Raw genomic sequence first — 26,477 nt, forward strand, 5'->3', positions numbered from 1 at the left:
CCCTTCTTTTTTCAGCGGATAAAGTTCATGCCGATCTTTTTCTCTTTTTCCGGCTCTCCCGCCTGCTGTCCGGCCATGTCACGCATTTTCAGCATCCAGGCCATGTTCTTTCCCAGAAGGCGCATGATCTGCTGGCCTTCCAAGTCCTGCTGGGCTTCACCCGGCTTGGAGCCGTGGATCACATTCCAGTAGTTGGAGGAAACCACCAGCATTTCAGAAATGGTGAAAAACCGGTTGATGTCCTCCAGTGCGGTCATACCGCCGGTGCGGCGCACAGCGGCCACGGCCGCCGCCACCTTGTGGCGCATCTTCCGTCCCCGGCTGTAAAAGGCCCGGTCCAGAAAGCACTTCAGCGTGCCGTTCATCCCGGCATAATACACTGGCGTACCCACCAGAATGCCGTCGGCCTGCTCCAGCAGATCTACATGCTCGTTAAGCCCATCTTCATAAATACACCGGCCGGTCTGGGCACAGCCGCCGCAGGCAGTACAACCATAAATTGCTTTGCCGCCCACCTGGATGACCTGGGTCTCAATTCCCTCTTTCTCCAGCTCCTCCAGCACCAAAGACAGGGCGTAAGCCGTGTTCCCTTCCGGCTTCGGACTGCCGTTGATGGCGCATACTATCATCTTCCCCTTCTCCTTTCCTTGCTGCAATTCATCCGCATTGATACCCCTATCATACCCCAAGGAGGTGCCCTTTGTCTACGCCCTCCCAACAGGTTCGTTCTCTCTGCCATCAGGTTGACAAAGAAAAGAAGATGTACTATCATCCAATTAGTTGATAGTACATCTTTTTTTGGAATGGGTGGCGATACCATGGACATCTCCCAGCGGAAAATCACAAAAATTGCCCGTGCGGTGGGAACCTTTACCGTCCGCACCATGAAGGTGGACGGGGTGGGAACGGCGGAATTTGATCTGATCCATGTGATAAGGAAGCATCCCGGCATCACACAATCGGAAATCTGCCGCATCCTGGGCGCAGACAAAGGGGCCGTGGCCAAGCAGACGGCCAACCTGGAATCCAAAGGCTTTCTGCGGCGGGAAAAGAATCCCGCAGATGGCCGCAGCCAGCTTCTTTATCCCACAGAGCAGTCTCAGAGCCTGAAAAACTCCAAGGCCCATATTGAATCCACCTTCTATGAATGGCTGCTTTCCTCTCTGGATGAAAAAGAGCAGCAGGAATTTGCCCGCTTGCTGGATGTGCTCTACACAAAATGCAAAGAGGAAAGCCGAGCGGGTTTTCCCCATATGGAGCGTCTTTTGGCGTCCCGTGATTGATCTGTAAAAAACCAAAATGGCTTTGGGAGGTAAAGTTTTATGTGGACGATCTTTGCTTTTGGCTCTGCTTTTTTTGCAGGCCTTACTTCGATCCTGGCCAAATGCGGCATTCGGAAAACCGATTCCACTGTGGCCACGGCCATCCGCACCATTATAGTGCTTCTCTTTTCCTGGCTCATGGTGTTCATCGTGGGTTCCCAGGATCAAATGGGCTCCATCGGCGGGAGAACGCTCTGTTTTCTGATTCTGTCCGGTCTTTGCACCGGGGCCTCCTGGCTGTGCTATTTCAAAGCGCTGCAGCTGGGAGATGTGAACAAGGTGGTTCCCATTGACAAATCCAGCGTGGTGCTCACCATCCTGCTGGCTTTTCTGTTTCTGGGAGAGCCCATCGGGCTGTTTCAAGGAATGGGCGCCCTGCTGATCGGCGCAGGCACCTTTTTGATGATCGAGAAAAAAGCGGCAGGAAACACCCCGGCCCAGGGCAAAAGCTGGCTGCTTTATGCCTTGGGTTCAGCCATTTTCGCCAGCCTCACCTCCATTTTGGGCAAAGTGGGCATCGCAGGTGCGGAGTCCAACCTGGGTACTGCCATCCGCACCGCTGTGGTGCTGGTGATGGCCTGGGTCATGGTGGTGGTCACTGGCAAAACTGGTGCTGTGAAAAAGGTTGCCGGAAAAGAACTGGCATTCATCTGCATTTCCGGTCTTTGTACCGGCGCATCCTGGATGTGTTATTACCGTGCCTTGCAGATGGGTCCGGCCAGCGCAGTGGTTCCCATCGACAAGCTGAGCATTCTGGTCACCATCGCCTTCTCCCGGCTGGTCTTTGGGGAAAAGCTGACGGCCCGCTCCGCCTGGGGTCTGGCGCAGATCACAGCCGGAACCCTGGTGATGCTGCTGTGATAAAAGGCCGCACCCCGGCAGACACCCTTCGATTGACAAGTTTTCTGCGCAGAATTAAAATAAATTATAAGAAACAATTTCATATCTGAAAAGGGGGGATGCGCTTTGAGACGCGTCTTTCACTATCTGCGGCCCCAGGCGGGCCGCATTGCCCTGGGGCTCAGCTTCAAGTTCACCGGCACCATCATGGACCTGCTCCTGCCCTGGGTACTGGCCCACATGATCGATGTGGTGATCCCTCAGCAGGACCTGTCCCTGGTGCTCCGGTGGGGGGCGGCCATGCTGGTGTTTTCCATCGCCGGATGGTGTACCAGCATCCTGGCCAACCGCATGGCATCCCGGGTGGCCAAAGAAACCACCCGACGCCTCCGCCACGATCTGTTCGCCCGTATTGCCCGGCTCTCCAGCGCACAGATCGACCGCTTTACCATCCCCTCCCTCATCTCCCGCATGACCTCGGATACCTACAACATCCATCAGGTCATCGGCATGATGCAACGCATCGGCTTCCGGGCGCCTATTTTGCTTCTGGGCGGCATTCTCATCACCCTCACCCTGGACCCGGTGCTCACACTGGTGCTGTTGTCCCTTCTTCCCTTCATGGGCCTGCTGGTCTTTCTGATCTCCCGGCGGGGCACCGGCCTTTTCACCCAGGTACAGCAGTCGGCCGACCGGCTGGTGCGGGTGGTGCGGGAAAACATCGCCGGTGTCCGGGTCATCAAGGCCCTGTCCAAGGAACATTACGAAAAAGAACACTTTGAAGGGGTCAACCGCCAGATGATGGAGCGGGAACAGCGGGCCGCCCGGAATATGGCCGTGATCAACCCTTCCTCCAACCTGATCATGAACCTAGGGCTGGTGCTTGTCATCCTCACCGGCGCGTTCCGTGTCAACGCCGGCACTTCAGAGGTGGGCACCATTGTGGCCTTTCTCTCTTACTTCACCATCATCCTCAACGCCATGATGTCCATCACCCGGGTCATCACCATGTATTCCAAAGCCAGCGCCTCGGCCCAGCGGATCGTAGAAGTGCTGGACACTCCCCCGGATCTGCTTCAGATGGAAGAGGCCCCCGCAGGGGATAGCGGCTTCCGGGTGGTTTTTGAGGATGTGTCCTTCTCCTATAATAAGAAGGAAGACAACCTGTCCCACATTTCCTTTGCCCTGCGCCCGGGAGAGACTTTGGGTGTCATCGGCCCCACCGGCGCGGGCAAATCCACTCTGGTCTCCCTGCTGCTTCGCCTGTACGACCCGGACAAAGGCCGTATTCTGGTGGATGGACGGGATGTGCGCAGCTATTCCCTCCACGCTCTGCGGCAGAAATTTGGCGTGGTGTTCCAAAACGATGCTTTGTTTGAAGACACCATCGGGGAAAACATCCGCCTGGGGCGGAATCTTTCCATGGATCAAATCGAAAAGGGCGCCCGGGCCGCCCAGGCCGCCGAATTCATCGAAAATGGCCGTGGCTATCAGGGAGAAGTGGCCATCAAGGGCGCCAACCTCAGCGGCGGACAGCGGCAGCGGCTGCTCATCGCCCGTGCTCTGGCCGCAGGGCCGGAGATTCTGATCCTGGACGATTCCTCCAGCGCTCTGGACTACAAAACCGACGCCGCTTTGCGCCAGGCCATCGCCAAAGACTACAAAAACACCACATGGGTCATCATTGCCCAGCGCATCAGCTCCATCCGCCATGCCGACCATATCCTGGTGCTGGAAGAAGGCGCTGTGCTGGGCTATGGGAACCACCAGCAGCTGATGGAGACCTGTCCGGTCTATCAGGAAATCAGCCGGATTCAGATGGGAGATGATTTAGATGCCTAAAATGGGAAATGCCCCTCCCTCCTTTGGCTCGGCCCCTCAAGGTACGGCTCATCAAAGAGTGACCCCCGGCCGGAAACGGGCCACTTTGCTGCGGCTTTGCCGCTATGTGATGCGCTTCCGCTTCTGGGTGATTCTGGCCCTTTCGCTCACCGTCCTCTCCAACTATTTCGGACTGATGGGCCCCTATCTTTCCGGCCTGGCCGTGGACAGCATCGGCTCGGAAGCCGGCGCTGTCCGGTTTCCTCTGGTGTTCCGCTACTGCCTCTTTATGGCCCTGTTCTATGTGGCCTCTGCCCTTCTGTCCTATCTTTTGTCCATGATCATGATCACCATCAGCCGGAAGGTCACCTATCAGATGCGCTCGGATATCTTCAGCAAGCTGTCCTCCCTGCCGGTGGGGTATTTCGACACCCACCAGGCCGGAGACATCATCAGCCGCATCTCCTATGACACCGACACCATCAATTCTTCCCTTTCCACCGACCTGGTGCAGGTGCTGGCCAGCATTATCACCGTGGGCGGCTCCCTGGGAATGATGATCGCCATCTCTCCCCGGCTGGTGCTGGTGTTCCTCATCACTGTACCCCTGTCCATCTGCATCACCCGGTTCATTACCTCCCGCACCCGTCCCCTGTTCCGGCTTCGTTCCCTCAAGATTGGCCAGCTCAACGGCTTCACCGAAGAGAACATCACCGGTCTGAAAACCCTCCAATCCTATTGCCAGGAGGAACACACCATCCGCAAACTGGATCAGGTGAATGACGAGACGGTAAACGCTTATTATAACGCCGAATATTACAGCAGCCGGGTGGGCCCCAGCGTCAACTTCATCAACAATCTCTCCCTGGCCCTGATCACGGTGTTCGGCGCCATCCTTTTTATGCAGGGGAAAATGAGCGTGGGCAATATTTCCTCCTTTGTGCTCTATTCCCGGAAATTCTCCGGCCCCATCAATGAAATCGCCAACATCATCGGCGAACTGCAATCGGCTCTGGCCGCAGCAGAACGGGTATTCCGTCTGCTGGATGAAGAGCCGGAAAAGGCCGATTCCCCCCAGGCTCTCCCCCTCCACGACCCTCAGGGAGATGTGGAGCTTCAGGATGTGAGCTTCGGCTATGAAGAAGGGAAAACCATCCTTCATCACCTTTCCCTTCACGCTCCCCCTGGCAGCATGATCGCCATCGTCGGCCCCACCGGCGCAGGAAAAACCACCCTCATCAACCTGCTCATGCGCTTTTACGACAAAGACAGCGGCGAGATCAAGGTGGACGGTCATTCCATCTACGACCTGCAGCGGAAAAGTCTGCGTCTGGCCTATTCCATGGTGCTTCAGGACACCTGGCTCTTTTACGGCACCATCTATGAAAACATCGCCTATGGCAAGCAGGGCATCACCAGAGAAGAAGTGATTGAGGCCGCCAAGGCCGCCAAAATCCACTCCTATATCCAGCGTCTGCCCCAGGGCTATGATACCCTGCTCACCGACGATGGCACCAATATCTCCAAAGGCCAGAAGCAGCTTCTGACCATTGCCCGGGCCATGGTGATGGACTCCCACATGCTGATCCTGGACGAAGCCACCTCCAATGTGGACACCCGCACGGAAATGCAGATCCAGGAGGCCATGCGCCGCCTGATGGAGAACAAGACCTGTTTTGTGGTCGCTCATCGGCTGTCAACTATCCGGGGTGCCGATCTCATTCTGGTGGTGCGGGACGGCAATGTGGTGGAAAGCGGAACCCACGAAGAACTGATGAAGAAACGAGGGTTTTACCGGGAGCTTTATGAGGCCCAGTTCAAATAAACATCTATCGCAAACGCACAAAGCCCCGCGGCATACGCCGCGGGGCTTTTGTATCATGCCAGGGGGGATTGAATTGACAGCACAATCAGATGCGGAACAGCAGATCGGAATAGGTGGGGAACGGCCAGTATTCCTTGTCCACCAGAAGCTCCAGTTTATCGGCCACTTCCCGCAGAGAATCCATAGCCACGCGGACTTTATCCCGGTAGGCCTCTGCCTTGGCCAGGGCGCCTTCTTCCTGGGATGCCTTTTCCACAGCCTTTTCCAGCTTGCTCACGGCAGCCTTCATCTGGGCGCCGGCAGCGGACACATCCTTCAGCGCACTGGATTCCATGGTCATATCCACCGTCAGGCCGGTTTCCTTGATGGCATTGACGCTGTCGGCCAGGAATTTGGTGTATTTGATCACCGCCGGGATGATCTGGCGGCGGGTCATATCCAGCATGGTATTGGCTTCCAGAGAGATGGTCTTGATGTAATTTTCCAAACGGATCTCATAGCGGGCTTCGGCTTCCTTCCGGCGGAAGATGCCGTGCTTTTCAAACAGCTCTACCGACTTGGAAATCACCAGGCCGCGGGCGGCGTCCACATCGTTTGTGGCGCAGGGCAGGCCCCGCTCCTTGGCCTCTTCGGCCCATTCCCGGCTGTAATTGTTGCCGTTGAAGACCACCCGTTTGTGATCCCGGTAGATCTCCCGGATCAGTTCCCGCACGCAGGCATTTTTGTCCTCCGCCTTTTCCAGCCGGTCGGCAATGCGGCTGAGGATCTCGGCCACCGCTGTATTCAGCGCATAATTGCAGCCGGCGATGGACATGGAAGAACCCAGCATACGGAACTCAAACTTTTTGCCGGTGAAGGCAAAGGGAGAGGTGCGGTTGCGGTCGGAAGTATCCTGAGGCAGCCAGGGAATGGTGGTGACGCCGATTTCAATGTTGCCGCCCTGGCGGAACTGGGAAGGACGGCCGGTCTCCACCTCTTCCAGAATGTCGGTGAGGGCATCGCCCAGGAAAATGGAGATGATGGGAGGCGGCGCTTCGTGTCCGCCCAGACGGTGATCGTTGCCAGGGCAGGTGACCGAAGTGCGCAGCACCTCGGCGTACTCATCCACGGCCCAGATGACGGCGCAGAGGAACAGCAGGAACTGGGCGTTGTCCGCCGGGGTCTTGCCCGGATCCAGCAGGCTGGGGCCGTTGTAGATATTCAGGGACCAGTTGTTGTGCTTACCGCTGCCATTGACCCCGGCAAAGGGCTTTTCATGAAGCAGGCACACCAGGTTTTTCCGCAGAGCCACCTTTTTCATGGTCTCCATGATCAGCTGGTTGTTGTCGCAGGCAATGTTGGCGGTGGTATAGACGGCAGCCAGCTCGTGCTGGGCCGGAGCCACTTCGTTGTGCTCGGTTTTGGCGGGCACGCCCAGACGCCACAGTTCCTCGTCCAGCTCCCGCATAAAGTCCATAACCCGTTCTTTGATGTTGCCATAGTAATGGCCATCCATCTCCTGGCCCTTGGGCGAACGGGCACCGAACAGGGTACGGTTGCAGAACATCAGGTCCAGGCGCTGATCGAACAGGGCCTTATCCACCAGGAAATATTCCTGCTCGGCGCCGGCCATGGCCATCACCCGTTCCACATCGGTTTTGCCCAGCAGATGAAGCACCCGCACCGCCTGATTGGAGAGTACCTCCATGGAGCGGAGCAAAGGGGTTTTTCTGTCCAGCACTTCTCCTGTGAAGGAGCAGAAACAGGTGGGCACATACAGGGTGTTGTCCTTGACAAAGGCGGGAGAGGTGCAGTCCCAGGCGGTATAGCCCCTGGCTTCAAAGGTAGCCCGCAGACCGCCGGAGGGGAAGCTGGAAGCATCGCTTTCGCCCCGGATCAGCTCCTTGCCGGAGAATGTCATGAGCACACTGCCATCGGACAGCGGATTGAGGAAAGAATCGTGCTTTTCGGCGGTGAAGCCGGTCATAGGCTGGAACCAGTGAGTATAGTGGGTCGCCCCCTTCTCCAGGGCCCACAGCCTCATCCCGTTGGCCACGCTGTCGGCAATGGCCGGGTCCAAAGGCTTGTTTTGGTCGATGGTGGCCCGCAGCTGCTTATAGATGTTGGTCGGCAGATACTTGCGCATGGATTCATCGTTGAACACGTTTTCTCCGTAAAGCTGAGAAAGATCAAAACGATCCATTTTTTCACCTCATCATCCTGATTTTATGTGGAGGGCGTCCCCTTCCTTTCTGAGTGTATCTTACCTCTTTCTTTTTTGTTTTGCAATAGGAAATGATAAAATGATTTTCAAAATTTTATTTGTTTCATTTTATCTGTTTATTTTGAAATAAATTATGATTATATTTCAAAAATGATTTTAAAAGATTCATTTTCACCAAAAAGAAAACCCGTGATCCAGAGGACCACGGGCTGAAAAACTTATTTAGTCCTTTACTTCATATTCGGCACGGCCAGTGACAAACTGGTTGCCGCCCTCGCTGTCGATGGTGCACACCACCGGCATATTTTCAATGGTCAGACGCTTGAGGGATTCGCAGCCCAGCTCTTCAAAAGCCAGCACTTCTACCTTTTTGATGCAGCCGGAAATGGCAGCGCCTGCGCCGCCGATGGCGCAGAAATACACCCCGCCGTTGCGGATGATGGCATCCACCACAGGCTGAGCACGGCCACCCTTACCGATCATAGCCACCAGTCCCAGATCCAGCAGACGGGGGGCAAAGGGATCCATCCGGCCGGAAGTGGTGGGCCCGATGGAGCCGATGACCTCACCAGGCTTGGCCTGAGTGGGACCGGCATAATAGATCACAGCATCCTTGATGTCAAAGGGCAATTCCTTCCCCTCATCCAGCAAAGCGAACAGGCGCTTATGAGCGGCGTCTCTAGCCGTATAGATCGTGCCCGTCAGGTTTACCATGTCGCCCACTTTGATCTCTTTGGCATGGGCGCGCAGTTCCGAAGTGTTCAGATTCCATTCTTTCATAATGCACCTACATCTTTTCTCCAATATTTTTGACTCTGTCCAGAATCTCTTGTATGGAACGCAGTCTCGTGCCTGCAGGCTGAGACTGGGAGTCGCTTTTTTTCGCAGCAGCAGACCGGGTCTGCACAGGGGCCTTCGGCATTGCCGGCGGCGGGGCCGAAAGAGTATGGCGGGAGCGCTGCTCAATCTCATTCATAGCCCGGACCAACTCGTCGATCTCACCGGTGATGGAAGCAATACGGGTCTTGAAACCGCTGAAGGCTTCCTCGGCCATGACCACCTTTTCCCGGGCTTCTTCCGCCACAGGTGTCATCACAGCGCCGGCGTCCTTGATGGTCTGGGTCACTTCCTGGGCATGGCGGCTGGCTTCCTCCTGCACTTCCCTGGCCCGCTTGTATGCAGAAATCTCAATGTCGGCGATATATTCCTTCAGCTCGCCATATTCCCGGCGCAGGGTCTCCGCCCTCTGCCGGGCCTGTTCCGCCTGCTGACAGGCCTGGTCCTTCTCTTCTTCCAGGGCGCTGATCTGCTCCCTGGCCCGGGCCAGCTCTTCCTCCAGACGCTGGTTTTCGTCCTTCTTTTCTTCCAGCTGCCCATAAGTCCGCTTTTCTTCTTCCCGAATCTGCCGGAGTTCTTCCTGCAGACGGCGCTCTTCCTCGGCCCAATCGTTTTTCAGCTTTTCAATGTATTCGATGACTTCCTCTTTCTGAAAGCCGCCGACCAAGGCCGTTTTGAATAGCACGCCCATCTTTTGCTCCCCCGGTTCGATTTACAGATATTTGACAACGACCTTTTCCAAGTCGGGATAGGCCCGCAGACCCACGATCCGCTCGTCTTCCTTCCCTTCCCGGCAGATGACCAGAGCAGGAACACCGGCGATATGGAAATCCCCGGCAATCAGCGGCTGTTCATCCAGATCCACCTGGTAAAAATCTGCCTGAGCGTAATGGGCATCGGCCAGTTCTTCCACCAGCCCCTGCATCTGCCGGCAGGGCTCCGACCACTCCGCTGTGAAAAAGATCATTTGAGGTTTTGCTTTGCCCTGGAGTTTTTCTTTGTAATCGGCTTGTTCCAGCCTTTCCAGCTCGTGCCGCATCGGCTCCACCCCTTTTCTGATATATTATATCATAGTTCTGTCAAAAAAAGAAATAATAAATTCTTCAAATAATCCTTTACATTTTTCTCAAGCTGTGCTATACTAAATGAGCTGAAACAAGATATGCGCCTGTGGCTCAATGGATAGAGTAGCGGCCTCCGACGCCGTTGGTTGGACGTTCGAATCGTCTCAGGCGCGCCAGAAAAAGACACGACTTCTGGTCGTGTCTTTTTTTTTTAAAACCAGCAGCAATTTGCCCCTTTGCTCCATCCAATAAGGGACACGCCCCAAGGCGTTCCCATTTTGAAAGGAGCTGTTTTCATGAAAAATCCCAAAAAGATCCTCATTCCCCTGGCAGGCGCTCTGTGCCTCAGCGCCACTCTAACCTCCGCCATGGCCGCAGCCTTTCCGGTAACCATTCACGCTCTCTCCTCCTCCCAACGGGAAGAACTGGAGGAAAGAGGCCAGGTGGGCACCGCCTATCTGGCCCAAAACAACGAAACAGGCACCAACGGCAGTCTCTGCGCCCCCTTCACCGCCCGGAGTACCGGCGCCGCCTTTGCCCTGGCCAGCGCCCCCGGCGCTGAAAACTACAATGTGCAGCTGTATCAGGGCGCCCCCGGCAAAGGCAAAGCAGTATCAACCTACACCGTTTCTCCGGTGGACGACGGAGTGCTCTTTACCGACCTTCAGCCGGGGAAAACATACTATATGAAAATCAGTTCTTCCACCCTCCGCTCTTCCGGCTGCACCGCCACCTACGAGCTGCTCGACGGCTTTCATGGAGCCACAAATGGACAATAATTCCATCAAACACCTTTTTCTTGCTTTCGGATTTCATAGATTCCCTGGATAAAAGCCCTTTTTCCTTCTGTATAGGCCACCCGATCCAGGGGATATTGTGTGGCCAAAGATTTTTTCAGCGCTTCATATTCTGCTGCCTTCTCCCCATGAGCCCGGAGATAATCCCGAAACCCTACCAGCTGGAAAAATTCATCATCTCTTTTGTCGTAGCAGTGGATGTGATGCAGCGACAGCTCCCCCGCTCCCCGCAGCACAAAAAGATGATAGGTTTCTTTTCCATGCTGAGGGCCCCGGTAATCATAGCCCAGCTTCTCCAGTTCGTCTCTGTTCATGCTTTCCATGGATCCCAGGCGCACCGCCACATCCAAAATGGGCTTGGCCCAGATGGAGGGGATGGCTGTGCTGCCCACATGCTGGATATCCAGCACATTTTCTCCCCAGACTTCTAGGATTTTTCGCTGCACCTGCTTATATTCTTCATCCCATGTCCCTTGATGGGGCATAAGGCATACCTGGTTTCGTCTGACTCCTTCCATTTCTACTCCTTTCAGGCTGCTGAGAAACCTGTACAACGAAAAAAGACCATTTTCCCTCCCTTTCATCAATCCGCAAAAAGCCGCGACCTGTGCGCGGCTTTTTGCACTTCTCAAGGGGCCAGTGCGGGCCAAAGGCGTGCATGCGGCTCCTTGCAAAAACTCGAAAAGGCGGCTTTTTAGCCGCCTTTTCGATTTACAGATTACAGACTCCAAAATTCGCCCGGCTCCCGCAGGGACAGGATGAAAGCCTGAAGCAGCTTCAGGCACTGATCCATGTCTCCCCAATCGATGACCTCGTGGGGGCAATGGGCATACCGGGAAGGAATGGAGATCGCACCGGTAGGCACACCGGCCTTTTCCTTGTGCATCTCTCCGGCATCGGTGCCAATGCCCGGGAACACCTCAATCTGACAGGGAATGTTCAACTTGGCGCACAGCTCCTGGAGACGGCGGCGCACTTTGGCGTTGGCCACCAAACTGCCGTCCATGGCCTTGATCCCCGGACCGCCGCCCAACAGAATGGTGCCGTCATTGACGCTTTCCGGCGTATCGCTGGCCGGGGTGGTATCCACCGCCAGAGCCACATCGGCGGCGATCTGCTGGGAAGCTACCCGAGCGCCCCGCAATCCCACTTCTTCCTGGGAGGAAAAGACGAAATACACCTTGCCGTGGACCTGGGAGAAATCGGTCTCTTCCAGAGCTTTCACCAAAAGAGCACAGCCGGCCCGGTCGTCAAACCCATGGCCCAGGGCCCGGTTCTGTCCGAAGTCCTGAAGAGGTGTGGCCCAGGTGATGCCGTCCCCCTCCGAAATGCCCATTTCCCCCACTCCGGCGTCATCTCTGGCCCCTACATCGATATAAAGCTGACGATAATGCCGCACCAGCTTTTCATCGTCAAAGCGGCGCATATGGCAGGAAATCGTGCCGATGATTCCATGGCAGGCCCCCTTGGCCCCATGCACCAGCACATGCTCCGAAGGCAGTACCCGGTCATCGTGACCGCCCAGTTTTTCAAAACGCAGCAGGCCGTTTTTCTCGATCTTCCGCACCATAAAGCCCACTTCATCCATATGGGCCGACAGCATCAGGGTGGGGCCTTCCTGTCCCCCCTGCTTCATCACGATGAGATTTCCCAACCCATCCACATAGGCTTCATCGGCCAGAGGCGCCACCCGGCGGTAAAGGTATTGGGCCACATCTTCTTCAAAACCGCAGGTGCCCGGCAAGGACACCAGTTCCCGCAGCAGCTCTTTCATCCTTCCTTCCTCCTACTCTTTCTCCGGCACTTCCCCGGTGATCTGGATGTACTGGGGGATATGGCCGGTGTGCTTCAGATATTCCTGGAACCCTTCCTGAGAGATGACCAGACTTTCGGTGTTGAGGCAGGGATGGACACAGAAGGCGGGCAGTGCAGCCACATCCTCATCCACGATCAGATGGATCTCATGGTCTTCATCAAACACCAGCCCCATGGGTGAAATGGAGCCGGGACGCACACCCAGAGCCTGATACAGCTTCTCTTCGTTGCCAAAGCTCAAGCGGGAACGGCCGATTTTTTTGGAAACCTCTGCCGTGCGGAACTTCTTATCTTCCCCGATGAGCAGCAGGAAAAATTCCGTTTGCTGCCGGTTGGCCAGAAACAGATTTTTGCAAAAAGGCGCTCCCAGCTTTTCCCCGATGGCTTTGCAATCCTCCATGGTGGCCGCTTCCGGATGAGCCATGCTTTTAAAATCAATGCCCCATTCCTTCAGCAAATCGTAAATCGCCTGAGGCGAACTTCTCTCCACTGGCCTTTCCTCCTGTTCAGGGCAAAAGCGGGGCATGTTCCCCCGCTTTTCTGCCCGCAATTTTTTACATTTCTTCCCGTGTGAACCCCAAATGCTGCACTCGTCCCCCGTCCATCACAAGGCCGGTGACCCGATTACCGGAACCTCTGGTGAAGGTCAGGCGCAAAGTGAGGCCGCCGATCTGCACTCCATACCGGTCCCGCCCCAGAGGGTACAACCGGCCCCTGCCGTGACGGGTATGGGAAGCATACAGAAAACCTGCCTCTTCGGTGATGAAATACCGGGTGTCCACTTCGTCGCTTTGATAAGTGCCCTCATATTCCAGCAAAAAGTCGGTATCCTGGGAAGATGTATCCACCTTTACCAGGGGATACAGATTGGCTCCCATCTGGCAGGCCGCCTTTTCCGCTCCCAAATAGATCACATCCTCCAGATAACCGATGCGGTAACAGTTGCCCTCCACATGGTGGAGGGTCGTGCCGTTCTCCCCTCCCAGGCGCAGCTGACCTTCTTTGTCCCGACAAATGGTAAAGCAGGCCAGGCTGGGCTCTTCTGCCCAATAGACCCCGGTCTCTTCCTGCTGAGGCGCCTGCTTCTGAAGACACTGGGCATGCTGAGGCGTTTCCCTTCCCAGCCCCAGCACCACCCGGGCAATCTGCCGGGCCGCTACGCCGGGAATGGTGTTCTGGGTGTTGCTGACAATGGCGATATCCAGATCGTCTTCCGGTTCATAAAAACGGATGGTATGGGCCCGATAGGCGGCATCCACACCCCCATGCTCCAGGAAGGGATGGCCCTCGTATTCTCCCAGCATCAGTCCGCCGCCGTAAATGCTCCGGCTGCCATCGGGCAGCATCGGCCGTTCCATCATTTTTTCCACCGTTTCTTTCCGACAGATGGTGGGGTTTTTGTAGTTTTCCAGCAGTTTCATCAAATCATGGACGGTGGTGTGAAGGGATGTGGCCCCATAAGCGGAGTAATTGATGGGATGATAGGTAAATGTCCCCTCTCCATCGTCATCATAGGAATAGGCCCGCCCTGGGATCACCTGGGAATAAGCTGTTTTGATGCAGGTATGGTCCATGCCCAAAGGAGCGAAGATCCGCTGAGCGGCAAACTCCCCAAGGCTCATACCGGAGACCTTTTCCACCACATGGGCAATGAGAGTGAAATTGGAATTGCTGTACATGTACTGGCTGCCGGGCTCAAAATTCAGGATGGTCTGCATGGAGATCATCCGTTTCAGATCTTCCATGGTGATGGTATCGTCAATGCGCACACCACGGATCATCAGAAGCTCCCACTGATCCCGGATACCGGAAATGTTGTGCACCAGATCATACAAGGTCACAGGCTCACGGAACAGGATCAATTCCGGAGCATAGTCCCGGATGTCGTCGGTGAGACGCACCTTTCCTTCTTCGGCCAAAAGCAGCAGACTGAGCACTGTCACCTGCTTGGAAACCGAAGCCACATGAAATACCGTGTTTTCTCCCACCGGAATTTTGTGCTCCAGATTGGCATAGCCGAAGGATTTATCGTAGATCACTTCTCCCTTCCGGCGCACCAGCACCTGCCCGCCGGGACACAAACCCTTTTGCCAGCGATGGAAAATGGAATCGATCTCTTTTTCCTGCTGCATTGTAAGGCACAGACTCATTTTTTCAGCTCCTTCGCTTTTTCCTCTTTCTTCTCCCGGCTGCGGTAGATGAAATACAGTGTCATATCGGTGCCTACCATCAGGAAGTTGATGATATACAGCAGCATGACGATATCCTGGCTGTACAGGATCTTGTGGGTGATGCCGGCCACATAGCCGATTTCAACGACCATGAGGAACGCCAGGCTCTTCCCCTTGGTGGATTTGGTGCGCAGGGATTTGGCGATGTTCATGGGCCAGGCCGCCCCAAAGCAGGCCAGCATCAATGCTTCAAAAATACTCATTCCCAATTTCCTCTCTTTTCGTTATAATAGTAGCAAAAGCAACAAATCAAGGGTACCACATTCGGCAGGACTTTGCAACCGCCTGCCATCGGCAAAAGGAGAACAGAAGATGATCAAGGACCATGTATTCAAGTACTATATCGGCCAGAGCAAAAGCTGCTCGGAATCCCTCTTTCTGGCGGCCTGCGAAGATCGGAACATTCCGGTGACGCCGGAATGCCTCAAGCTCATAGGGGCGTTCAGCGGCGGCGTATGCTGCGGCAGCCTGTGCGGCGCGGTAGCCGGCGGCGCGGCTGCCATTGCCCTGCGTACCGGGGAGATGGATCTGGACGCCCACGGCAACCCGGAAATGCGGGAAAAGGTGAAAGCCTTTGTCACCCGGTTTCAGGAAAAGGCCGGCAGTGAACTGTGCCAGAATGTGAAGGAAAAATATTTTGTGGAGGGAGACCGGTGCCTGGCCACGGTGGAGCTGGCCGCCGATGTGCTGGAGGAATTTCTGGACTGATGCAAAACAGCCCAAAAGCGGAAGGGAAGCCCCTCCCGCTTTTTTATTTTCCTTATTTTTGCAGCTGTGCGATCATCTCTTTCAGCACTTCCACACAGTCGCCCACAATGGCATAATGAGCCGACTGGAAAATGGGAGCATCCGGGTCGGTGTTGATGGCCACAATGGTCTCGGCCCCGCCGATGCCGGCCATATGCTGGATCGCTCCGGAAATACCGCAGGCGATATACAGCTTGGGAGCCACCGTCTTGCCGGTCTGCCCCACCTGCATGGGATATTGGGCCCAGCCGGCGTCCACCAAAGGACGGGAAGCGCCTACCTGGCCCCCCAGCAGTCGGGCCAGCTCATAGGCATACTGCATATTTTTCTGACTGCCGATGCCCCGTCCCACTGCCACGATGATCTGGGCGTCGGCAATGGTTTTGCTTTCAGGCGCAGGCTGAGCCGATTCCACCTGTACCCGGCCGGAAAGCGCCGGAACAGGAAGGCGTACCACGGTGCCCTGCCGCATCTCCCCCTGTCCCATGGGGAATACACCGGGACGAACGGTGGCCATCTGGGGCCGGTGGTTGGGGCAGACGATGGTGGCCATCAGATTGCCGCCAAAGGCCGGACGGGTCTGCTGCAAAAGTCCGGTCTCCTTGTCGATCTGGAGCACAGTGCAGTCGGCGGTAAGACCGGTGCGCAGCCGGGCGGCTACCCGGGGCGCCAGACTGCGGCCAAACTCCGTGGCCCCGAAGAGCAGAATCTCCGGACGAGCCTTTTCGATCACGCTGGTGAGAGCATCGGCCCAGGGCTCTTCTGTGGGATAGGCCAAGGATTCATCCTGACACAGATAGACGGTATCCGCTCCATGGTTGATCAGCTCCTGAGCCAGCTTCTCCACATCCTTGCCCATCAAAAAGGCAGAAATGCCGCATTTTGAATCGCACTGAAGCTCTTTTGCTTTACAGAGAAGTTCCAGGGTCACACTGTGAAGTTTCCCCTCGTAAGCCTCGGCGGCCACCAGGATCCCCTTCCAGCTGTCCAGGTCCTCCCCGCCCTTTTCCTGGGTGCGGGAGATGGCGCCCAGTTTGCAGGAATCCAGACACATACCGCAGGCGATGCAGCCGTCTCCCACATGGGCTTTTTTGTCTTTGATCTCAATGGCCCCCTGGGGGCAAGTTTTCACGCACAAGCCGCAGCCTACGCAGCGGCTTTCATCGATCACGATACCAGCCATCATGCTTCCTCCCCTGTCAAATGTTCCTCTTTCAGCAAACGGCACAACGCACCGGCCGCCTCCTTTGCATCCCCCTGAAGGAACTGGCATTCCACCGTTTTCTCCGGCGTAAAGGTGCGCACCACCTGGGTGGGCGATCCTTTCAGGCCAATACGGGCAGGATCGGCCCCGGTGTCTGCCGCCCCCAGCATGGTAAAGGGAGCCTCCAGGCTTTCCCGCACACCGCGGATGGAAGCCATGCGGGGCATATTGATATCCTTGGCCACCGTGATGACCCCCGGCAGTTTCATCCGCACCACCTGAGTGCCGTAATCGGTGACTTTGCGGCAGAGAAGTTCTTTATCACTGGCCTCCAGAATTTCAGACACATTGGTCACATGGGGCACCCCCAGGTCCTCGGCCAGCTCCGGTCCGATCTGGGCGGTGTCGCCGTCGGTGGCCATGCGGCCGCAGACGATCAGATCGAAATCCCCGATGTGCCGGGCGCCCAGGGCCAGGGTATAGGCTGTGGCCAGGGTGTCGGCCCCGGCAAAGGCCCGGTCACTGAGCAGCAGGGCTTCATCCACCCCCTGGGACATGGCCTCCCGCAAAATCCGCTGGGTGGCAGGAATGCCCATGCTGAGGGCGGTGACTTTGCCCCCCAGCTTTTCTTTCAGCTGTACGGCCTCTTCAATGGCATATGTATCAAAGGGATTGATCACCGACTGGCGTCCATCCCGGATGATGGTTTTGGTTTCCGGGTCCAATTTGACCTGGTTTGTAGAAGGCACCTGTTTGATGCAAACGATGATCTTCATTTGTTTTCCTCCTCCGGCGCAAACAGATTTCCCCGGTTGAGCAGATTCTGGGGATCAAAGGCCTTTTTCAGCTGCCGCATTTCCCCGATGTGTTCTTCTCCATACATCACCCGCAGGAATCCGGCTTTCAGCTTGCCCACGCCGTGCTCGGCGGAAACAGCGCCGCCTTTGGCTGTAATCTTTGCAGCCCAGTCGTTGTAAAGTTCTTTGCCTTTCCGATATTCCTCGCTGTCATTGGGCAGGATGTTCACATGGAGATGGTTGTTGCCCACATGACCCCAGATGGCCGACTGGAGCCCTTTTTCCTTCAGCATGGTGTTGTACATCGCCATAGTCTCTTCCAGCGCGGCATCGGGCACGGCCATATCGGTACCCAGCTTGGTGATCTCCTTGTTCTTTTTCTTCCGCTGGTCGATGAGCATATTGACGCACTCGGGAATGGCGTGGCGGAAGAACATCAGCCGGTCCAGATCGGTCTGGCTGCGGGCCACCCAGGTATCTTCTTCCTTCCCTCCGGCCTGTTGGATGGCTTTTCCCAGCTCCAGCAGCCGGTTTGTCATTTCCTCTTCGGTATCCCCGTGGAGCTCCACATAAATGGCCGTCTCATATTGCTGGGGAATGTCGTGAATCTGCGCAAAGGCACTGTTTTCCCGTTTTTCCCGGCGAAGGATCTCCAGAGCGTCCCCATTGAAAAACTCTGCCGACACCGGATGGATGTCAAAACGGTCACAGCCCTCCAGCTGCTCCCCACGGATCAGGCGCACATAGCGCAGAGCTTTTTCCTCCTGGTCGAAAAACGCGGTGACGCCCCAGATGATCTGAGGCAGAGGCAGAAGCCGGATCTCGATCTCGCAGGTCACACCCAATGTGCCGTCGCTGCCGATGAACAGATCGATGAGATCCATATCGTCCTCCGCATAATAACCGGAGGCATTTTTCGTGTGAGGCATCTGATACGAAGGCAGTGTAAAGGAAATTTCCTTGCCGGTATCGGTGCGCAGTGTTCCCTTTCTCCCCTGGGCAAATTGTTCTCCACGGCGGAGTGTCAGGGTCTCCCCGTCCATCAGCACCACTTTCAAGGCATTGATATATCCCCGCACCGAGCCATAGTGAAAGCTGCGTGCTCCGGAGGCATTGCAGTTGACCATGCCGCCCAGGGATGCTGAGGTCTCGGTGGGGTCCGGCGTAAAGAACTGCTCCGGCGCCCGGCAGAAGGCTGTATAGGCCGCCTTTGCTTCCTCGGTCCAATCCGCCGTCTGAAAACGCTTGCCGGAAATCATCTTCCGCAGCTCGGACAGCAGCACACCAGGCTGCAAAGTAAAATAAAATGTGCCGGTCTGATCATCCTGACGGCAGGAGAGCACCTTGTCCATCCGGCTCAGGTTCATGGCGTGACCCTCATAGGGCACGGCCGCCGCCGCCAGACCGGTGCGGGACCCCTGCACTGTTACAGGGATCTTTTTTTCGTTCATCTCTTTTAAGATGCTGGAAACTTCCTCTGTGGTGCGGGGAAAGGAAATGCTCTCTGCCTTTCCCACGCTGCGGGATTCATCCCGCAGATATTCCTCATATTCTCCGCTCATCGGGCGGATCAATGCATTTGCCATGTGATCGCTCCTTTTTTATGGCCGCTTCCGGCCTATGGCTTTTTCATTCTGCAAAGTTTATTGTAGTCCTTCAAAAAAGAAAAATCTTTTGAAATTTTGAGACATTGTTTGCATATCTTGTTATTTCGGTGTATACTGGAGATACTTCAGGAAACCGGCTGGGAGGGTCTTTTATGGAAACCGATAACAAACAAAATTTCTGCAAGGATTTCTGCATCAGCTTTCATCAGAATGCTTCCTGGAAAATGGACAAATTCCATTTTCACGACACCTATGAGATCCTTTTGTGCCTTTCGGACGGGGGCGAATTTTTTGTAGGGGAGTCCACCTATCCCATCAAACGAGGCGGGCTTCTGGTGTTCAACAGCATGGACCTGCACCGCAGCGCCGGCAGCACCCAACCCAGCTACGACCGGTATGTGGCTCACTTTATCCCTGAATACGCCGCCGGCCTTTCCACTCCCCAGACCGATCTTCTTCGCTGTTTTGAGCATCCGGTGGGCTCCTATACCGGCAATGTACAGCTGAGCGAAGAACAGACCCAGCAGCTTCTGTCCTATTTTGAAAAGGCCCAGAAGGCCGGGCAGAAAGGAGAATACGGAGATGATCTCCGCCGTCAGATGGCTTTCATCCAGCTGCTGCTCTATGTAAATTCCCTCTATGATCATGTGTATCGGGACAACTTGATCGTCCAAAAGGACAGCTTCCACAAGGTACAGCCCATTCTGTCCTATGTGCAGCAGAATTTCCAGAATCCCATCACCCTGGACAGCATTGCCCAGCAATTTTATATGAGCAAATACTACCTGTGCCACCTGTTCAAGGATGTGACCGGCTTCGGGCTCAACGAATACATCATCAACCTGCGCATCCTCAAGGCCCGTGAGCTGCTGCGGCAGAACATCTCGGTACAGCAAGTGGGAGAGATCGTGGGTTTTTCCAACAACTCTCATTTTATCCGCACCTTCAAAAGTATGGTTGGGGTCTCCCCCGGACAATACTCCCACCGCTATCGGTAAAAAGCAAAAAAGCCCGGCTGAGTGAACAGGACCAGTAAAAACGGACAATAGACAAAAAGCCCCCAGATGTAGGAAAATAGAAGTACTACATCAGGGGGGTATTGTTATGTCTGGAAGAAAAGGAATGCGACATTACAGCGAGGAACTGAAAGAACAAATTCGGCAAGAGATAGCAGGAGGGAAAAGCCAGAATGAGGTCAGCTGTGAATACGGGATTAGTCGCTATACGGTTCAAAGTTGGTGCGGTCTGAGGCCAGAGACAAAACTGCGGCAGGCAGCCCCTTTGCCCAAAGGCAGGCCAGGAAAAATAAAAACCATAGAGGATTATGAAAAGGAAAACAAACGGCTAAAGATGGAAAACGAGCTGTTGCGGGATTTTCTGCGCTCCATAGAAAGGAAGTGAGGCCAAGAGCAAAATACGCAGTGATCCATCGGCATAGAAACGAATATCCAGTATCCGTCATGTGCCGCTTCTTTCAGGTATCCCGAAGCGGATATTATGATTTTGTCCATCGACTGGGCAGGCCGGAGAAAGACGCGGCTCTTGCAGAAATCATCGCGGAGCAGCAGGAACGCAGCTTTCGTACCTATGGCTACCGCAGGATGTGGCTGGTGCTGGAGAAGCAAGGCATCCACCGCAATCCCAAGACTATCCTGCGTATCATGGAGAAATACGGGTTGCTCTCTGAGATCCGGCGGCGCAGAAAATGGGTCAATATGGGGCAGCAGGTACATAAATACAAAAACTTGCTGAACCGCCGGTTCCATGCGGACAGGCCCAACAGCAAATGGGTAACGGATATTTCCTACATCCACACAAAGCAAGGAGTTTTATATCTGTCTATGATTCGGGACTTGTTCGACAACAGCATCGTGGCCTACAAAACCGGGACACAGCAGACCGTGAATCTGGTGCTGGACACCATTCGTCTGGCGATGAAGCGGGAGAAAAAGAGGGTCGCTGCGGAGCTCCGCCTCCACAGCGACCAGGGGTTTCAGTATACTTCCCAAGCGTACTTCAACCTGACTCAAGCATACGGTATTACTCCGTCTATGTCAAGACAAGGGAATCCATGTGACAACGCCATGGCAGAAAACTTTTTCTCAATCCTCAAGACAGAGTGCATTTACCGCCACAAACCAGCTACTTTCTCGGAAGCCAACGAGATGATTGACCGCTATATCCACTTCTACAACCATGAGCGCATCCAGCTCAAAACTGGAGAGGCGCCGCTGGCGCGACGCCTCTCCGCCTAAAAACTTAATATTTCCTGCCAGGGGGCTTTTTTGTACTGTCCGCACAAGATGGGGCAGTTCAAAATGGGAGGCTTTTTTATTTAAACTTCGTTCTATTGCCCAGCGCAGGAGCGCAGGAACGGCTGTCCGGCCACCGGACCGGCTCGCCGCAGCCCCCCTTGTGCAAAGGGGGGACAGCATGGCAGGGCCATGCAGGGGGGATTGACGGGGTGGCCCCGCTGCCATACTCTCCCCGGCTGTATGGTTTGCGTCCTTCGGTGCTCCGGCTCTGCCGGTAGGGGCTTTCATGCATTCCTGGCAATGTGCCACTCTGCGAAGATTGCACCCCAGACCCTACCGGGTGATGGTTTATCACACCCGGAGCACAGAGGCAAACAGCGCATACAGCCTTCAGCGAGTTTTGGCCTGTCCCGACACGGGACCGGCTCGCCGCTTTATTTGACACCCTTTCCCCAGCGGAGCCACAGGCGCCCGAGGGGCTTTGCCCCCGCCTTGGCATCCTGCTCCATCTGCCGGGCCAGCCCTGCAAACTCGGTAAGCTCCTGCTCGCTCAGCCCGTTTTTGCTGAAAAGGGCCTTGTCCGCAAGCTCCGGGGCCCGGGGCGGCGCCGGAGTATATTTTTCCAGCGCCTGAATGCGGCGGTAAATGGCTGCGGCCCGGCTCCGGCTGCTGCCATGGGTCTCCCGCCGCCGCTGCAACAGGGGCCGGAGCCAAAGCAGCCATCCTCCCCCGCCCAGAGCCCCTGCCAACCCCAGCAGAATCACAAGAGCCCAGGAAATGCTTTGCTTTCCTTCTTCCTCCGGGCGTTTTTCTTCCGGCTCCTCTGTTTCCGGCTCTGTTTCCTCCGGAATTTCCTCCGGCACCGGGGTTACTTCTTCCGGCGCCTCCGGCAGTTCTTCCGGCATTTCCTCCGGCTCCTGGGGCGTCACCTGGGCCTGCTGGGGAATGGTCCCGCCATAGCCCGGGGTCATCTCCACCGGCAAAAATCCCAGGAAGGGCACATAGACCTCGGCCCAGGCGTGGGCCTGGCTGTCGGGCACGCTGGCCCATCCGTCGGCGTCAAAGTTCCCCTCATTCACCACATACCCCTCTGCATACCGGGCCGGCACTCCCGCCGCACGCAGCAGCAGCACCCCGGCCGAGGCAAAGTGCATACAGTAGCCCTTCTTGTTCTCGGTGAGGAAGTACTCCACATAGTCCTCCCCGGGGGGCACGGTGCCGGGGGCGGCATCATACCGGGCCGCCTGACGCACCCAGGCGGAAATCTTGTCCACCTTTTCTTCCAGGGTGTCCTCCGGAGAGACGATGGAATAGGCCAGCTCCCGCAGCCAATCCTCCTGTTCCCCGGGCAGCTGGAGACAGGTGTCCTGGGCATACTGGCGGTACTGGCTCTCCGCCGCTGCCAGGCTCCCGGGCAAAGACAGGCTCTGGCTCCAATCAGGCAGGGCCACGGCAGAAGCCTGGTACACCGCCCCCGCCCCCGGGGATTCCAGGTAGCTGTCCTTCACCGGCACCGCCCATTCAACCCCCGGCTCGCTCACCATGCCATAGGGCAGATAGTAATAGCTGCCGTTGGGGGCCACCAGCTCCACCTGTACTTCATAGGTGGGGGTCTCAGGCCAGGTGGCCCACACCGCCAGTCCTGCCATGGTGATGGGGGAAAACTCCACCTGCCCCATACGGGTATTATAGGCCACGGCCGAGCTCTGGGCCCACTCATCCCCCAGATACCAATCGGCGGAAAAGCCCTTGAGATAGAGCTTTTGGGGCTGGGTGCAGGAAACCCGAAGGGCGGTCTCCCCGGTGAACTGAAGCCGTCCGGTGTCGTTCAGCTGGCTCCGGCCCTTTTGCCCCTGAAAGGGGATGAGCACATTCAGCCGCACCGGGCTCCCCCCTGCCAGCTGATTGAGCTGCAAGCGCAGGTTTTCCACCCAGGGGGAGCGCTGGTAGCCCTCCTGGGGGCACAGGGCCCAGGCCAGGCACAAAAGCAAGGCCGTCACAGGCAGGGCCAGGGCTCCCTGGCGGAAAGCCGCCCGGGACCGGGCATGATGGGCACAAAAAGCCAGCCACAAAAGAAGGAATAAGATGGAAACCAGCGCCCACATGGGCGGGGTGCGCAGCACCACCGCCTGCATGAACACCACGCCGCCCAGAACCAGAAAAGCCGGCGTAAACCTGCGGTAGCGGAAGCTAAAAGCCAGAAGCCCTCCCGCCAGAGCAAAACAGACGGCCAGGAACTGCTCGGCCGCCCTTCGGGCCTCGGAAACCAGCAGATCCTGGAGGGGATAGAACTGCTTGACCCCTTCGATATGCTGGGAATAGACTTCGCTCAGGCTGCACCCCACCTGGGCGGCGCCCTGGATGATTTTTTCCGGGTCATAGAGGCAGTAGGCCACGAGCAGCAGGGTCAGCACCAGCATTCCCCGCCAGGGCTTTTTCATCAGCCAAAGGAGGCAAAGGATCAGAAGAGCGGCTCCGGCGGAGGGGAACCAGATGGCAAAAACCCCCACCCCCATGGGCAGCAGGTCCACAAAGCACCAGACCGCCGCAAACAGTCCCCAAAGGACGCAGAAAGCCTCCCACCCCCGGGACAGAGCTTTTTCCCCTTTTGTCACGGCTGCACCTCGCCTTCTTCCTCGTCCTCCAGCCGGAAGTACAGCCCTTCCGGCACTGCAAAGGGAGCGCTTCCTCCCTGGGGCGGCGGGGCAGCGGGCTGTTTTTCTCCCAAAGTCCAGAAGAGTTTCTGGAGTTCCCCCTGGTTTTCCACATGGAAGCACTCCGCCTGGCCCTCTCCCCGGCGCACCAGCACCTGGCAGGAAATCTCCTGCCGGAGCAGCCCGGAGAGCAGGCCCCAGGCCCGATCCAGCTTGCTTTGCAATGTTTCCGGCGTGCCATAAAGGTCAAAGGCCACCAGGGCCCCGGCGCGGCCGCCCCCCTCAGAGCGCACCAGCAGGGTTTGCAGCCGGGCGGAATTTTTCCAGTGGATGCTCTTTAGGCTGTCCCCCGGCCGGTAAGGGCGCACTTCGCCCCCCATGGGGCTTTTTCCCTGGTCGCCATCCTGGCCGGGATCGTGCCCGCCCATTTCCAGGCCCGCCCCTTCCAGAGGGCGGCACAGCACCCTATCCCCTTCCCCCTTCCGGGAAAAGATGGGAAACAGCCCCAGCAGATCATAACCCCGGAAATACCGGAGACGGCACTGCACCACGCCGAAGCTGTGGGAAGTAAAGGCGCTGTCCACCCATTCCTCCCCCCGCACCAGGGGAAAGGAATGGCTTTCCCGTCCTTTTTCATGGCTGAACATATTTTCATACTGAAGCTGAAAGGCCACCCTTGCTAAAGGCAGGCCCCAGGGGGCTTTCAGATGCACCTGCACCGGGCAGGGCGCGGCCCGCCTTCCCCCTTCCGGGGGCAGCAAAATCTCCCCCCGCAGCAAAAGGGCGGTGGGCAGACTGAACACCAGGCTGAACAGGGGCAGAAGCAGGGTAAGCACCAGCACATATCCCCCCAGCCAGCCGGGGAAGAGCACATAAAACAGCGCTGCGCCAAAAAGCCCCATTCCATAGCGCAGCCAGCAAAGGGCCATCATCGCAGCCGGGGGCGGGGTGTTTTCTGGAGGATGTCCTCCAGCACCCCTTGGGCTGTCAGGCCCCGGGACTCTCCGGCGGGGGTGAGCAGCAGCCGGTGGCCCACCGCCTCCTGGAAAAGCAGAGCGGCGTCCTTTGGCGCCACATAGTCCCGCCCCTGGAGGAAGGCGGCGGCCTGGGCCAGGCGGACAAGGGCGATGGAAGCCCGGGGGCTGGCGCCCTGGCGCAGGCCGGGATAAGTGCGGGTGGCCCCTACCAGCCGGACGATGTAGTCATAGACCTCCTGGCTGATGAAAACCTGCCGCACCTGTTTCTGGGCCTGCTGCAAGGCAGCGGCGTCCATCACCTGCTCTGCCCGCTGGATGTTCCCCTCGTTTTTCCGCCGCAGCAGCTCCACTTCGGCATCGAAGCTGGGGTAGCCCAGGGAGAAGCGGAGCATGAACCGGTCCAGCTGGGAGTCGGGGAGCAGCTGGGTGCCCGCCGAGCCGGTGGGGTTCTGGGTGGCGATGAGGGCAAAGGGCTGGGGAATGGGCCGGGTGATGCCGTCCACCGTCACCGCCCCTTCCTCCATGGCCTCCAGCAAAGCGGCCTGGGTACGGCTCCCGGCCCGGTTGATCTCGTCGGCCAGGAAGAGGTTGCAGAGCACCGCCCCTTCCTGGTAGCGGAAGGAGCCGGTCTTTTGGTCATAAATGGAAAACCCGGTGATATCCGAGGGCATCACATCGGGGTTGAACTGCATTCTTTTATAAGAGAGGCCCAGCGCCCGGGAGAAGGCCATGGCCAGGGTGGTTTTTCCCACCCCGGGGATGTCCTCCAGCAGCACATGGCCCCGGGCCAGCATGGCAAGCAGGATGCGCAAAATGGCGCCATCCTTGCCCACCACTTCCCGCTGCACCTCCCGCAGCACGGCCAATGCTTCCCCCTGGGCCTTGCCCAAAATGTCTTTCAGCTCCTGTTCTGTGGCCATATCCTGGCTCCTTTCTCTTTTTCAAAAAAAGCCGCCCGGTGGGGCGGCTGAGTTTTTTTAATCTTCGTCAATTTCGTAATAGTCCAGGCAGTCGTCCTCATCCTCTTCCATGGCCGCCTGCTCCTGCTGCACCACCTGGAAGAAGCGGAGCATCAGGGGCACATAGGTCAGAAGGAACACCAGAAGCCCACCCAAGGCGGCTTTTTTCCGTTTTTCCGGTGGCACGCACAGTCCCACAAGCACCCCCAGGGCGCACAGGCAGAATTTGATGAGGGCCAGGTCTTTCCAGCTGCTTTGACGGCAGTAGGCATTGGCCCAGGAAAAGAATTTTCCCACTTTTTTGGCGATCATAAAAAAATCCTCCCCTTCCCCATGTTCTGCGGGTTTTCTCCAGTATACCAAAACTTCCACCTTTTTTCAAGGTGGCGAGCCGCTGGACCCAGACTGCGCTGCCGGTCCCGTGTCGGGACGGCCAAGCGGTGCTCCCGCACCCGATCACAGCACCCAGCTGAATCATTTGCCTGGCTTTGCAATCCCCCCTGCATGGCCCTGCCATGCTGT

The 26,477-nt window shown here is 56.7% G+C and carries 26 protein-coding genes and 1 tRNA gene; 10 read left to right on the forward strand and 17 right to left on the reverse strand.

Annotation, left to right across the window (positions count from 1 at the left end; all coding sequences use genetic code 11):
* Positions 1 to 11 precede the first annotated feature (11 nt).
* Entirely contained in the window at positions 12 to 629 is a 618-nt protein-coding gene (locus H6A25_RS05905; RefSeq protein ID WP_204751059.1) for a flavodoxin family protein, read from the reverse strand.
* Between the two features lie 189 nt (positions 630 to 818).
* Between H6A25_RS05905 and H6A25_RS05910 the strand changes: the two genes are divergently transcribed.
* The 4 genes from H6A25_RS05910 to H6A25_RS05925 all read left to right on the forward strand — a co-directional run bounded on the left by H6A25_RS05910 (position 819) and on the right by H6A25_RS05925 (position 5,808).
* Positions 819 to 1,283 carry a MarR family winged helix-turn-helix transcriptional regulator gene (locus H6A25_RS05910; protein WP_204751060.1) on the forward strand — a complete coding sequence of 155 codons (465 nt, stop codon included), beginning with the start codon at positions 819 to 821 and terminating at the stop codon, positions 1,281 to 1,283.
* Positions 1,284 to 1,322: 39 nt separating this feature from the next.
* Entirely contained in the window at positions 1,323 to 2,183 is an 861-nt protein-coding gene (locus H6A25_RS05915) for an EamA family transporter (RefSeq protein ID WP_204751061.1), read from the forward strand.
* Positions 2,184 to 2,288: 105 nt separating this feature from the next.
* A complete protein-coding gene (locus tag H6A25_RS05920; protein WP_204751062.1) occupies positions 2,289 to 4,004 on the forward strand; it encodes an ABC transporter ATP-binding protein in 1,716 nt (571 codons plus the stop codon).
* Entirely contained in the window at positions 3,997 to 5,808 is a 1,812-nt protein-coding gene (locus H6A25_RS05925; RefSeq protein ID WP_243423260.1) for an ABC transporter ATP-binding protein, read from the forward strand. The genes H6A25_RS05920 and H6A25_RS05925 overlap by 8 nt, the downstream gene beginning before the upstream one ends.
* An 85-nt stretch (positions 5,809 to 5,893) precedes the next feature.
* On the opposite strand, the gene H6A25_RS05930 is transcribed toward H6A25_RS05925, so the two are convergent.
* The 4 genes from H6A25_RS05930 to H6A25_RS05945 all read right to left on the reverse strand — a co-directional run bounded on the left by H6A25_RS05930 (position 5,894) and on the right by H6A25_RS05945 (position 9,887).
* Entirely contained in the window at positions 5,894 to 7,990 is a 2,097-nt protein-coding gene (locus tag H6A25_RS05930; RefSeq protein ID WP_204751063.1) for a glutamine synthetase III, read from the reverse strand.
* A gap of 243 nt (positions 7,991 to 8,233) precedes the next feature.
* On the reverse strand, positions 8,234 to 8,791 hold the full coding sequence (locus H6A25_RS05935) for a Fe-S-containing hydro-lyase (RefSeq protein WP_118425845.1): 558 nt from the start codon (positions 8,789 to 8,791) through the stop codon (positions 8,234 to 8,236).
* 7 nt (positions 8,792 to 8,798) lie between these two features.
* Positions 8,799 to 9,539 carry a hypothetical protein gene (locus H6A25_RS05940; RefSeq protein WP_204751064.1) on the reverse strand — a complete coding sequence of 247 codons (741 nt, stop codon included), beginning with the start codon at positions 9,537 to 9,539 and terminating at the stop codon, positions 8,799 to 8,801.
* Between the two features lie 21 nt (positions 9,540 to 9,560).
* Complete coding sequence (locus tag H6A25_RS05945) at positions 9,561 to 9,887, reverse strand: thioredoxin family protein (protein WP_204751065.1); 327 nt, start codon at positions 9,885 to 9,887, stop codon at positions 9,561 to 9,563.
* Positions 9,888 to 10,012: 125 nt separating this feature from the next.
* On the opposite strand from H6A25_RS05945, the gene H6A25_RS05950 reads away from it, so the two are divergent.
* Positions 10,013 to 10,088 (forward strand) — tRNA-Arg (locus tag H6A25_RS05950).
* Positions 10,089 to 10,208: 120 nt separating this feature from the next.
* On the forward strand, positions 10,209 to 10,691 hold the full coding sequence (locus H6A25_RS05955) for a hypothetical protein (protein WP_204751066.1): 483 nt from the start codon (positions 10,209 to 10,211) through the stop codon (positions 10,689 to 10,691).
* Positions 10,692 to 10,696: 5 nt separating this feature from the next.
* On the opposite strand, the gene H6A25_RS05960 is transcribed toward H6A25_RS05955, so the two are convergent.
* The 5 genes from H6A25_RS05960 to H6A25_RS05980 all read right to left on the reverse strand — a co-directional run bounded on the left by H6A25_RS05960 (position 10,697) and on the right by H6A25_RS05980 (position 14,958).
* Positions 10,697 to 11,227, reverse strand: coding sequence for a GrpB family protein (locus H6A25_RS05960; protein ID WP_204751067.1), 531 nt, complete (start codon positions 11,225 to 11,227; stop codon positions 10,697 to 10,699).
* Positions 11,228 to 11,427: 200 nt separating this feature from the next.
* On the reverse strand, positions 11,428 to 12,483 hold the full coding sequence (locus H6A25_RS05965) for a M42 family metallopeptidase (RefSeq protein WP_204751068.1): 1,056 nt from the start codon (positions 12,481 to 12,483) through the stop codon (positions 11,428 to 11,430).
* A gap of 12 nt (positions 12,484 to 12,495) precedes the next feature.
* Complete coding sequence (locus tag H6A25_RS05970) at positions 12,496 to 13,014, reverse strand: YbaK/EbsC family protein (RefSeq protein WP_204751069.1); 519 nt, start codon at positions 13,012 to 13,014, stop codon at positions 12,496 to 12,498.
* A 64-nt stretch (positions 13,015 to 13,078) separates the two neighbouring features.
* Complete coding sequence (locus H6A25_RS05975; protein ID WP_204751070.1) at positions 13,079 to 14,674, reverse strand: serine hydrolase domain-containing protein; 1,596 nt, start codon at positions 14,672 to 14,674, stop codon at positions 13,079 to 13,081.
* Positions 14,671 to 14,958, reverse strand: coding sequence for a hypothetical protein (locus H6A25_RS05980; RefSeq protein WP_204751071.1), 288 nt, complete (start codon positions 14,956 to 14,958; stop codon positions 14,671 to 14,673). The genes H6A25_RS05975 and H6A25_RS05980 overlap by 4 nt, the downstream gene beginning before the upstream one ends.
* Before the next feature lie 109 nt (positions 14,959 to 15,067).
* Between H6A25_RS05980 and H6A25_RS05985 the strand changes: the two genes are divergently transcribed.
* Positions 15,068 to 15,463, forward strand: coding sequence for a C-GCAxxG-C-C family (seleno)protein (locus tag H6A25_RS05985; RefSeq protein WP_204751072.1), 396 nt, complete (start codon positions 15,068 to 15,070; stop codon positions 15,461 to 15,463).
* Between the two features lie 52 nt (positions 15,464 to 15,515).
* On the opposite strand, the gene H6A25_RS05990 is transcribed toward H6A25_RS05985, so the two are convergent.
* From H6A25_RS05990 to H6A25_RS06000, 3 genes are read right to left on the reverse strand one after another with little or no spacing between them, the layout of a single operon-like run.
* Complete coding sequence (locus tag H6A25_RS05990) at positions 15,516 to 16,688, reverse strand: electron transfer flavoprotein subunit alpha (protein WP_243423261.1); 1,173 nt, start codon at positions 16,686 to 16,688, stop codon at positions 15,516 to 15,518.
* The gene (locus tag H6A25_RS05995; protein ID WP_204751073.1) at positions 16,685 to 17,482 is read right to left on the reverse strand and encodes an electron transfer flavoprotein subunit beta/FixA family protein; all 798 of its coding nucleotides are present in this window, start codon (positions 17,480 to 17,482) and stop codon (positions 16,685 to 16,687) included. The genes H6A25_RS05990 and H6A25_RS05995 overlap by 4 nt, the downstream gene beginning before the upstream one ends.
* Complete coding sequence (locus tag H6A25_RS06000; protein WP_204751074.1) at positions 17,479 to 19,089, reverse strand: FAD-binding oxidoreductase; 1,611 nt, start codon at positions 19,087 to 19,089, stop codon at positions 17,479 to 17,481. Before H6A25_RS06000 ends, H6A25_RS05995 begins: the two co-directional genes overlap by 4 nt.
* Positions 19,090 to 19,262: 173 nt before the next feature.
* On the opposite strand from H6A25_RS06000, the gene H6A25_RS06005 reads away from it, so the two are divergent.
* From H6A25_RS06005 to H6A25_RS06015, 3 genes are all read left to right on the forward strand, one after another.
* Positions 19,263 to 20,108: an AraC family transcriptional regulator gene (locus H6A25_RS06005; protein ID WP_204751075.1), complete on the forward strand. Its 846-nt coding sequence runs from the start codon at positions 19,263 to 19,265 to the stop codon at positions 20,106 to 20,108.
* 106 nt (positions 20,109 to 20,214) lie between these two features.
* A complete protein-coding gene (locus H6A25_RS06010; protein WP_204751085.1) occupies positions 20,215 to 20,511 on the forward strand; it encodes an imidazolonepropionase in 297 nt (98 codons plus the stop codon).
* A gap of 20 nt (positions 20,512 to 20,531) precedes the next feature.
* Complete coding sequence (locus H6A25_RS06015; RefSeq protein ID WP_204751076.1) at positions 20,532 to 21,365, forward strand: IS3 family transposase; 834 nt, start codon at positions 20,532 to 20,534, stop codon at positions 21,363 to 21,365.
* Positions 21,366 to 21,799: 434 nt separating this feature from the next.
* On the opposite strand, the gene H6A25_RS06020 is transcribed toward H6A25_RS06015, so the two are convergent.
* From H6A25_RS06020 to H6A25_RS06035, 4 genes are read right to left on the reverse strand one after another with little or no spacing between them, the layout of a single operon-like run.
* Positions 21,800 to 23,980: a transglutaminase domain-containing protein gene (locus tag H6A25_RS06020; RefSeq protein WP_204751077.1), complete on the reverse strand. Its 2,181-nt coding sequence runs from the start codon at positions 23,978 to 23,980 to the stop codon at positions 21,800 to 21,802.
* Complete coding sequence (locus H6A25_RS06025; protein ID WP_204751078.1) at positions 23,977 to 24,948, reverse strand: DUF58 domain-containing protein; 972 nt, start codon at positions 24,946 to 24,948, stop codon at positions 23,977 to 23,979. The genes H6A25_RS06020 and H6A25_RS06025 overlap by 4 nt, the downstream gene beginning before the upstream one ends.
* Positions 24,948 to 25,916, reverse strand: a complete 969-nt coding sequence (locus H6A25_RS06030; protein ID WP_204751079.1) for an AAA family ATPase — start codon at positions 25,914 to 25,916, stop codon at positions 24,948 to 24,950. The genes H6A25_RS06025 and H6A25_RS06030 overlap by 1 nt, the downstream gene beginning before the upstream one ends.
* A 57-nt stretch (positions 25,917 to 25,973) precedes the next feature.
* Complete coding sequence (locus tag H6A25_RS06035) at positions 25,974 to 26,267, reverse strand: permease of phosphate ABC transporter (RefSeq protein WP_204751080.1); 294 nt, start codon at positions 26,265 to 26,267, stop codon at positions 25,974 to 25,976.
* Positions 26,268 to 26,477 lie beyond the last annotated feature (210 nt).

The organism is Intestinimonas butyriciproducens, assembly GCF_016901775.1.
Taxonomy (GTDB): domain Bacteria; phylum Bacillota; class Clostridia; order Oscillospirales; family Butyricicoccaceae; genus Pseudobutyricicoccus.

What these genes read in the sequence shown, in the direction of transcription:
- H6A25_RS05905 (WP_204751059.1), bottom strand. Translation starts at nt 629, where the DNA reads ATGATAGTATGCGCCATCAACGGCAGTCCGAAGCCGGAAGGGAACACG.
- H6A25_RS05910 (WP_204751060.1), top strand. Translation starts at nt 819, where the DNA reads ATGGACATCTCCCAGCGGAAAATCACAAAAATTGCCCGTGCGGTGGGA.
- H6A25_RS05915 (WP_204751061.1), top strand. Translation starts at nt 1,323, where the DNA reads ATGTGGACGATCTTTGCTTTTGGCTCTGCTTTTTTTGCAGGCCTTACT.
- H6A25_RS05925 (WP_243423260.1), top strand. Translation starts at nt 3,997, where the DNA reads ATGCCTAAAATGGGAAATGCCCCTCCCTCCTTTGGCTCGGCCCCTCAA.
- H6A25_RS05930 (WP_204751063.1), bottom strand. Translation starts at nt 7,990, where the DNA reads ATGGATCGTTTTGATCTTTCTCAGCTTTACGGAGAAAACGTGTTCAAC.
- H6A25_RS05935 (WP_118425845.1), bottom strand. Translation starts at nt 8,791, where the DNA reads ATGAAAGAATGGAATCTGAACACTTCGGAACTGCGCGCCCATGCCAAA.
- H6A25_RS05940 (WP_204751064.1), bottom strand. Translation starts at nt 9,539, where the DNA reads ATGGGCGTGCTATTCAAAACGGCCTTGGTCGGCGGCTTTCAGAAAGAG.
- H6A25_RS05945 (WP_204751065.1), bottom strand. Translation starts at nt 9,887, where the DNA reads ATGCGGCACGAGCTGGAAAGGCTGGAACAAGCCGATTACAAAGAAAAA.
- H6A25_RS05955 (WP_204751066.1), top strand. Translation starts at nt 10,209, where the DNA reads ATGAAAAATCCCAAAAAGATCCTCATTCCCCTGGCAGGCGCTCTGTGC.
- H6A25_RS05960 (WP_204751067.1), bottom strand. Translation starts at nt 11,227, where the DNA reads ATGGAAGGAGTCAGACGAAACCAGGTATGCCTTATGCCCCATCAAGGG.
- H6A25_RS05965 (WP_204751068.1), bottom strand. Translation starts at nt 12,483, where the DNA reads ATGAAAGAGCTGCTGCGGGAACTGGTGTCCTTGCCGGGCACCTGCGGT.
- H6A25_RS05975 (WP_204751070.1), bottom strand. Translation starts at nt 14,674, where the DNA reads ATGAGTCTGTGCCTTACAATGCAGCAGGAAAAAGAGATCGATTCCATT.
- H6A25_RS05980 (WP_204751071.1), bottom strand. Translation starts at nt 14,958, where the DNA reads ATGAGTATTTTTGAAGCATTGATGCTGGCCTGCTTTGGGGCGGCCTGG.
- H6A25_RS05985 (WP_204751072.1), top strand. Translation starts at nt 15,068, where the DNA reads ATGATCAAGGACCATGTATTCAAGTACTATATCGGCCAGAGCAAAAGC.
- H6A25_RS05990 (WP_243423261.1), bottom strand. Translation starts at nt 16,688, where the DNA reads ATGATGGCTGGTATCGTGATCGATGAAAGCCGCTGCGTAGGCTGCGGC.
- H6A25_RS05995 (WP_204751073.1), bottom strand. Translation starts at nt 17,482, where the DNA reads ATGAAGATCATCGTTTGCATCAAACAGGTGCCTTCTACAAACCAGGTC.
- H6A25_RS06000 (WP_204751074.1), bottom strand. Translation starts at nt 19,089, where the DNA reads ATGGCAAATGCATTGATCCGCCCGATGAGCGGAGAATATGAGGAATAT.
- H6A25_RS06005 (WP_204751075.1), top strand. Translation starts at nt 19,263, where the DNA reads ATGGAAACCGATAACAAACAAAATTTCTGCAAGGATTTCTGCATCAGC.
- H6A25_RS06010 (WP_204751085.1), top strand. Translation starts at nt 20,215, where the DNA reads ATGTCTGGAAGAAAAGGAATGCGACATTACAGCGAGGAACTGAAAGAA.
- H6A25_RS06025 (WP_204751078.1), bottom strand. Translation starts at nt 24,948, where the DNA reads ATGGCCCTTTGCTGGCTGCGCTATGGAATGGGGCTTTTTGGCGCAGCG.
- H6A25_RS06030 (WP_204751079.1), bottom strand. Translation starts at nt 25,916, where the DNA reads ATGGCCACAGAACAGGAGCTGAAAGACATTTTGGGCAAGGCCCAGGGG.
- H6A25_RS06035 (WP_204751080.1), bottom strand. Translation starts at nt 26,267, where the DNA reads ATGATCGCCAAAAAAGTGGGAAAATTCTTTTCCTGGGCCAATGCCTAC.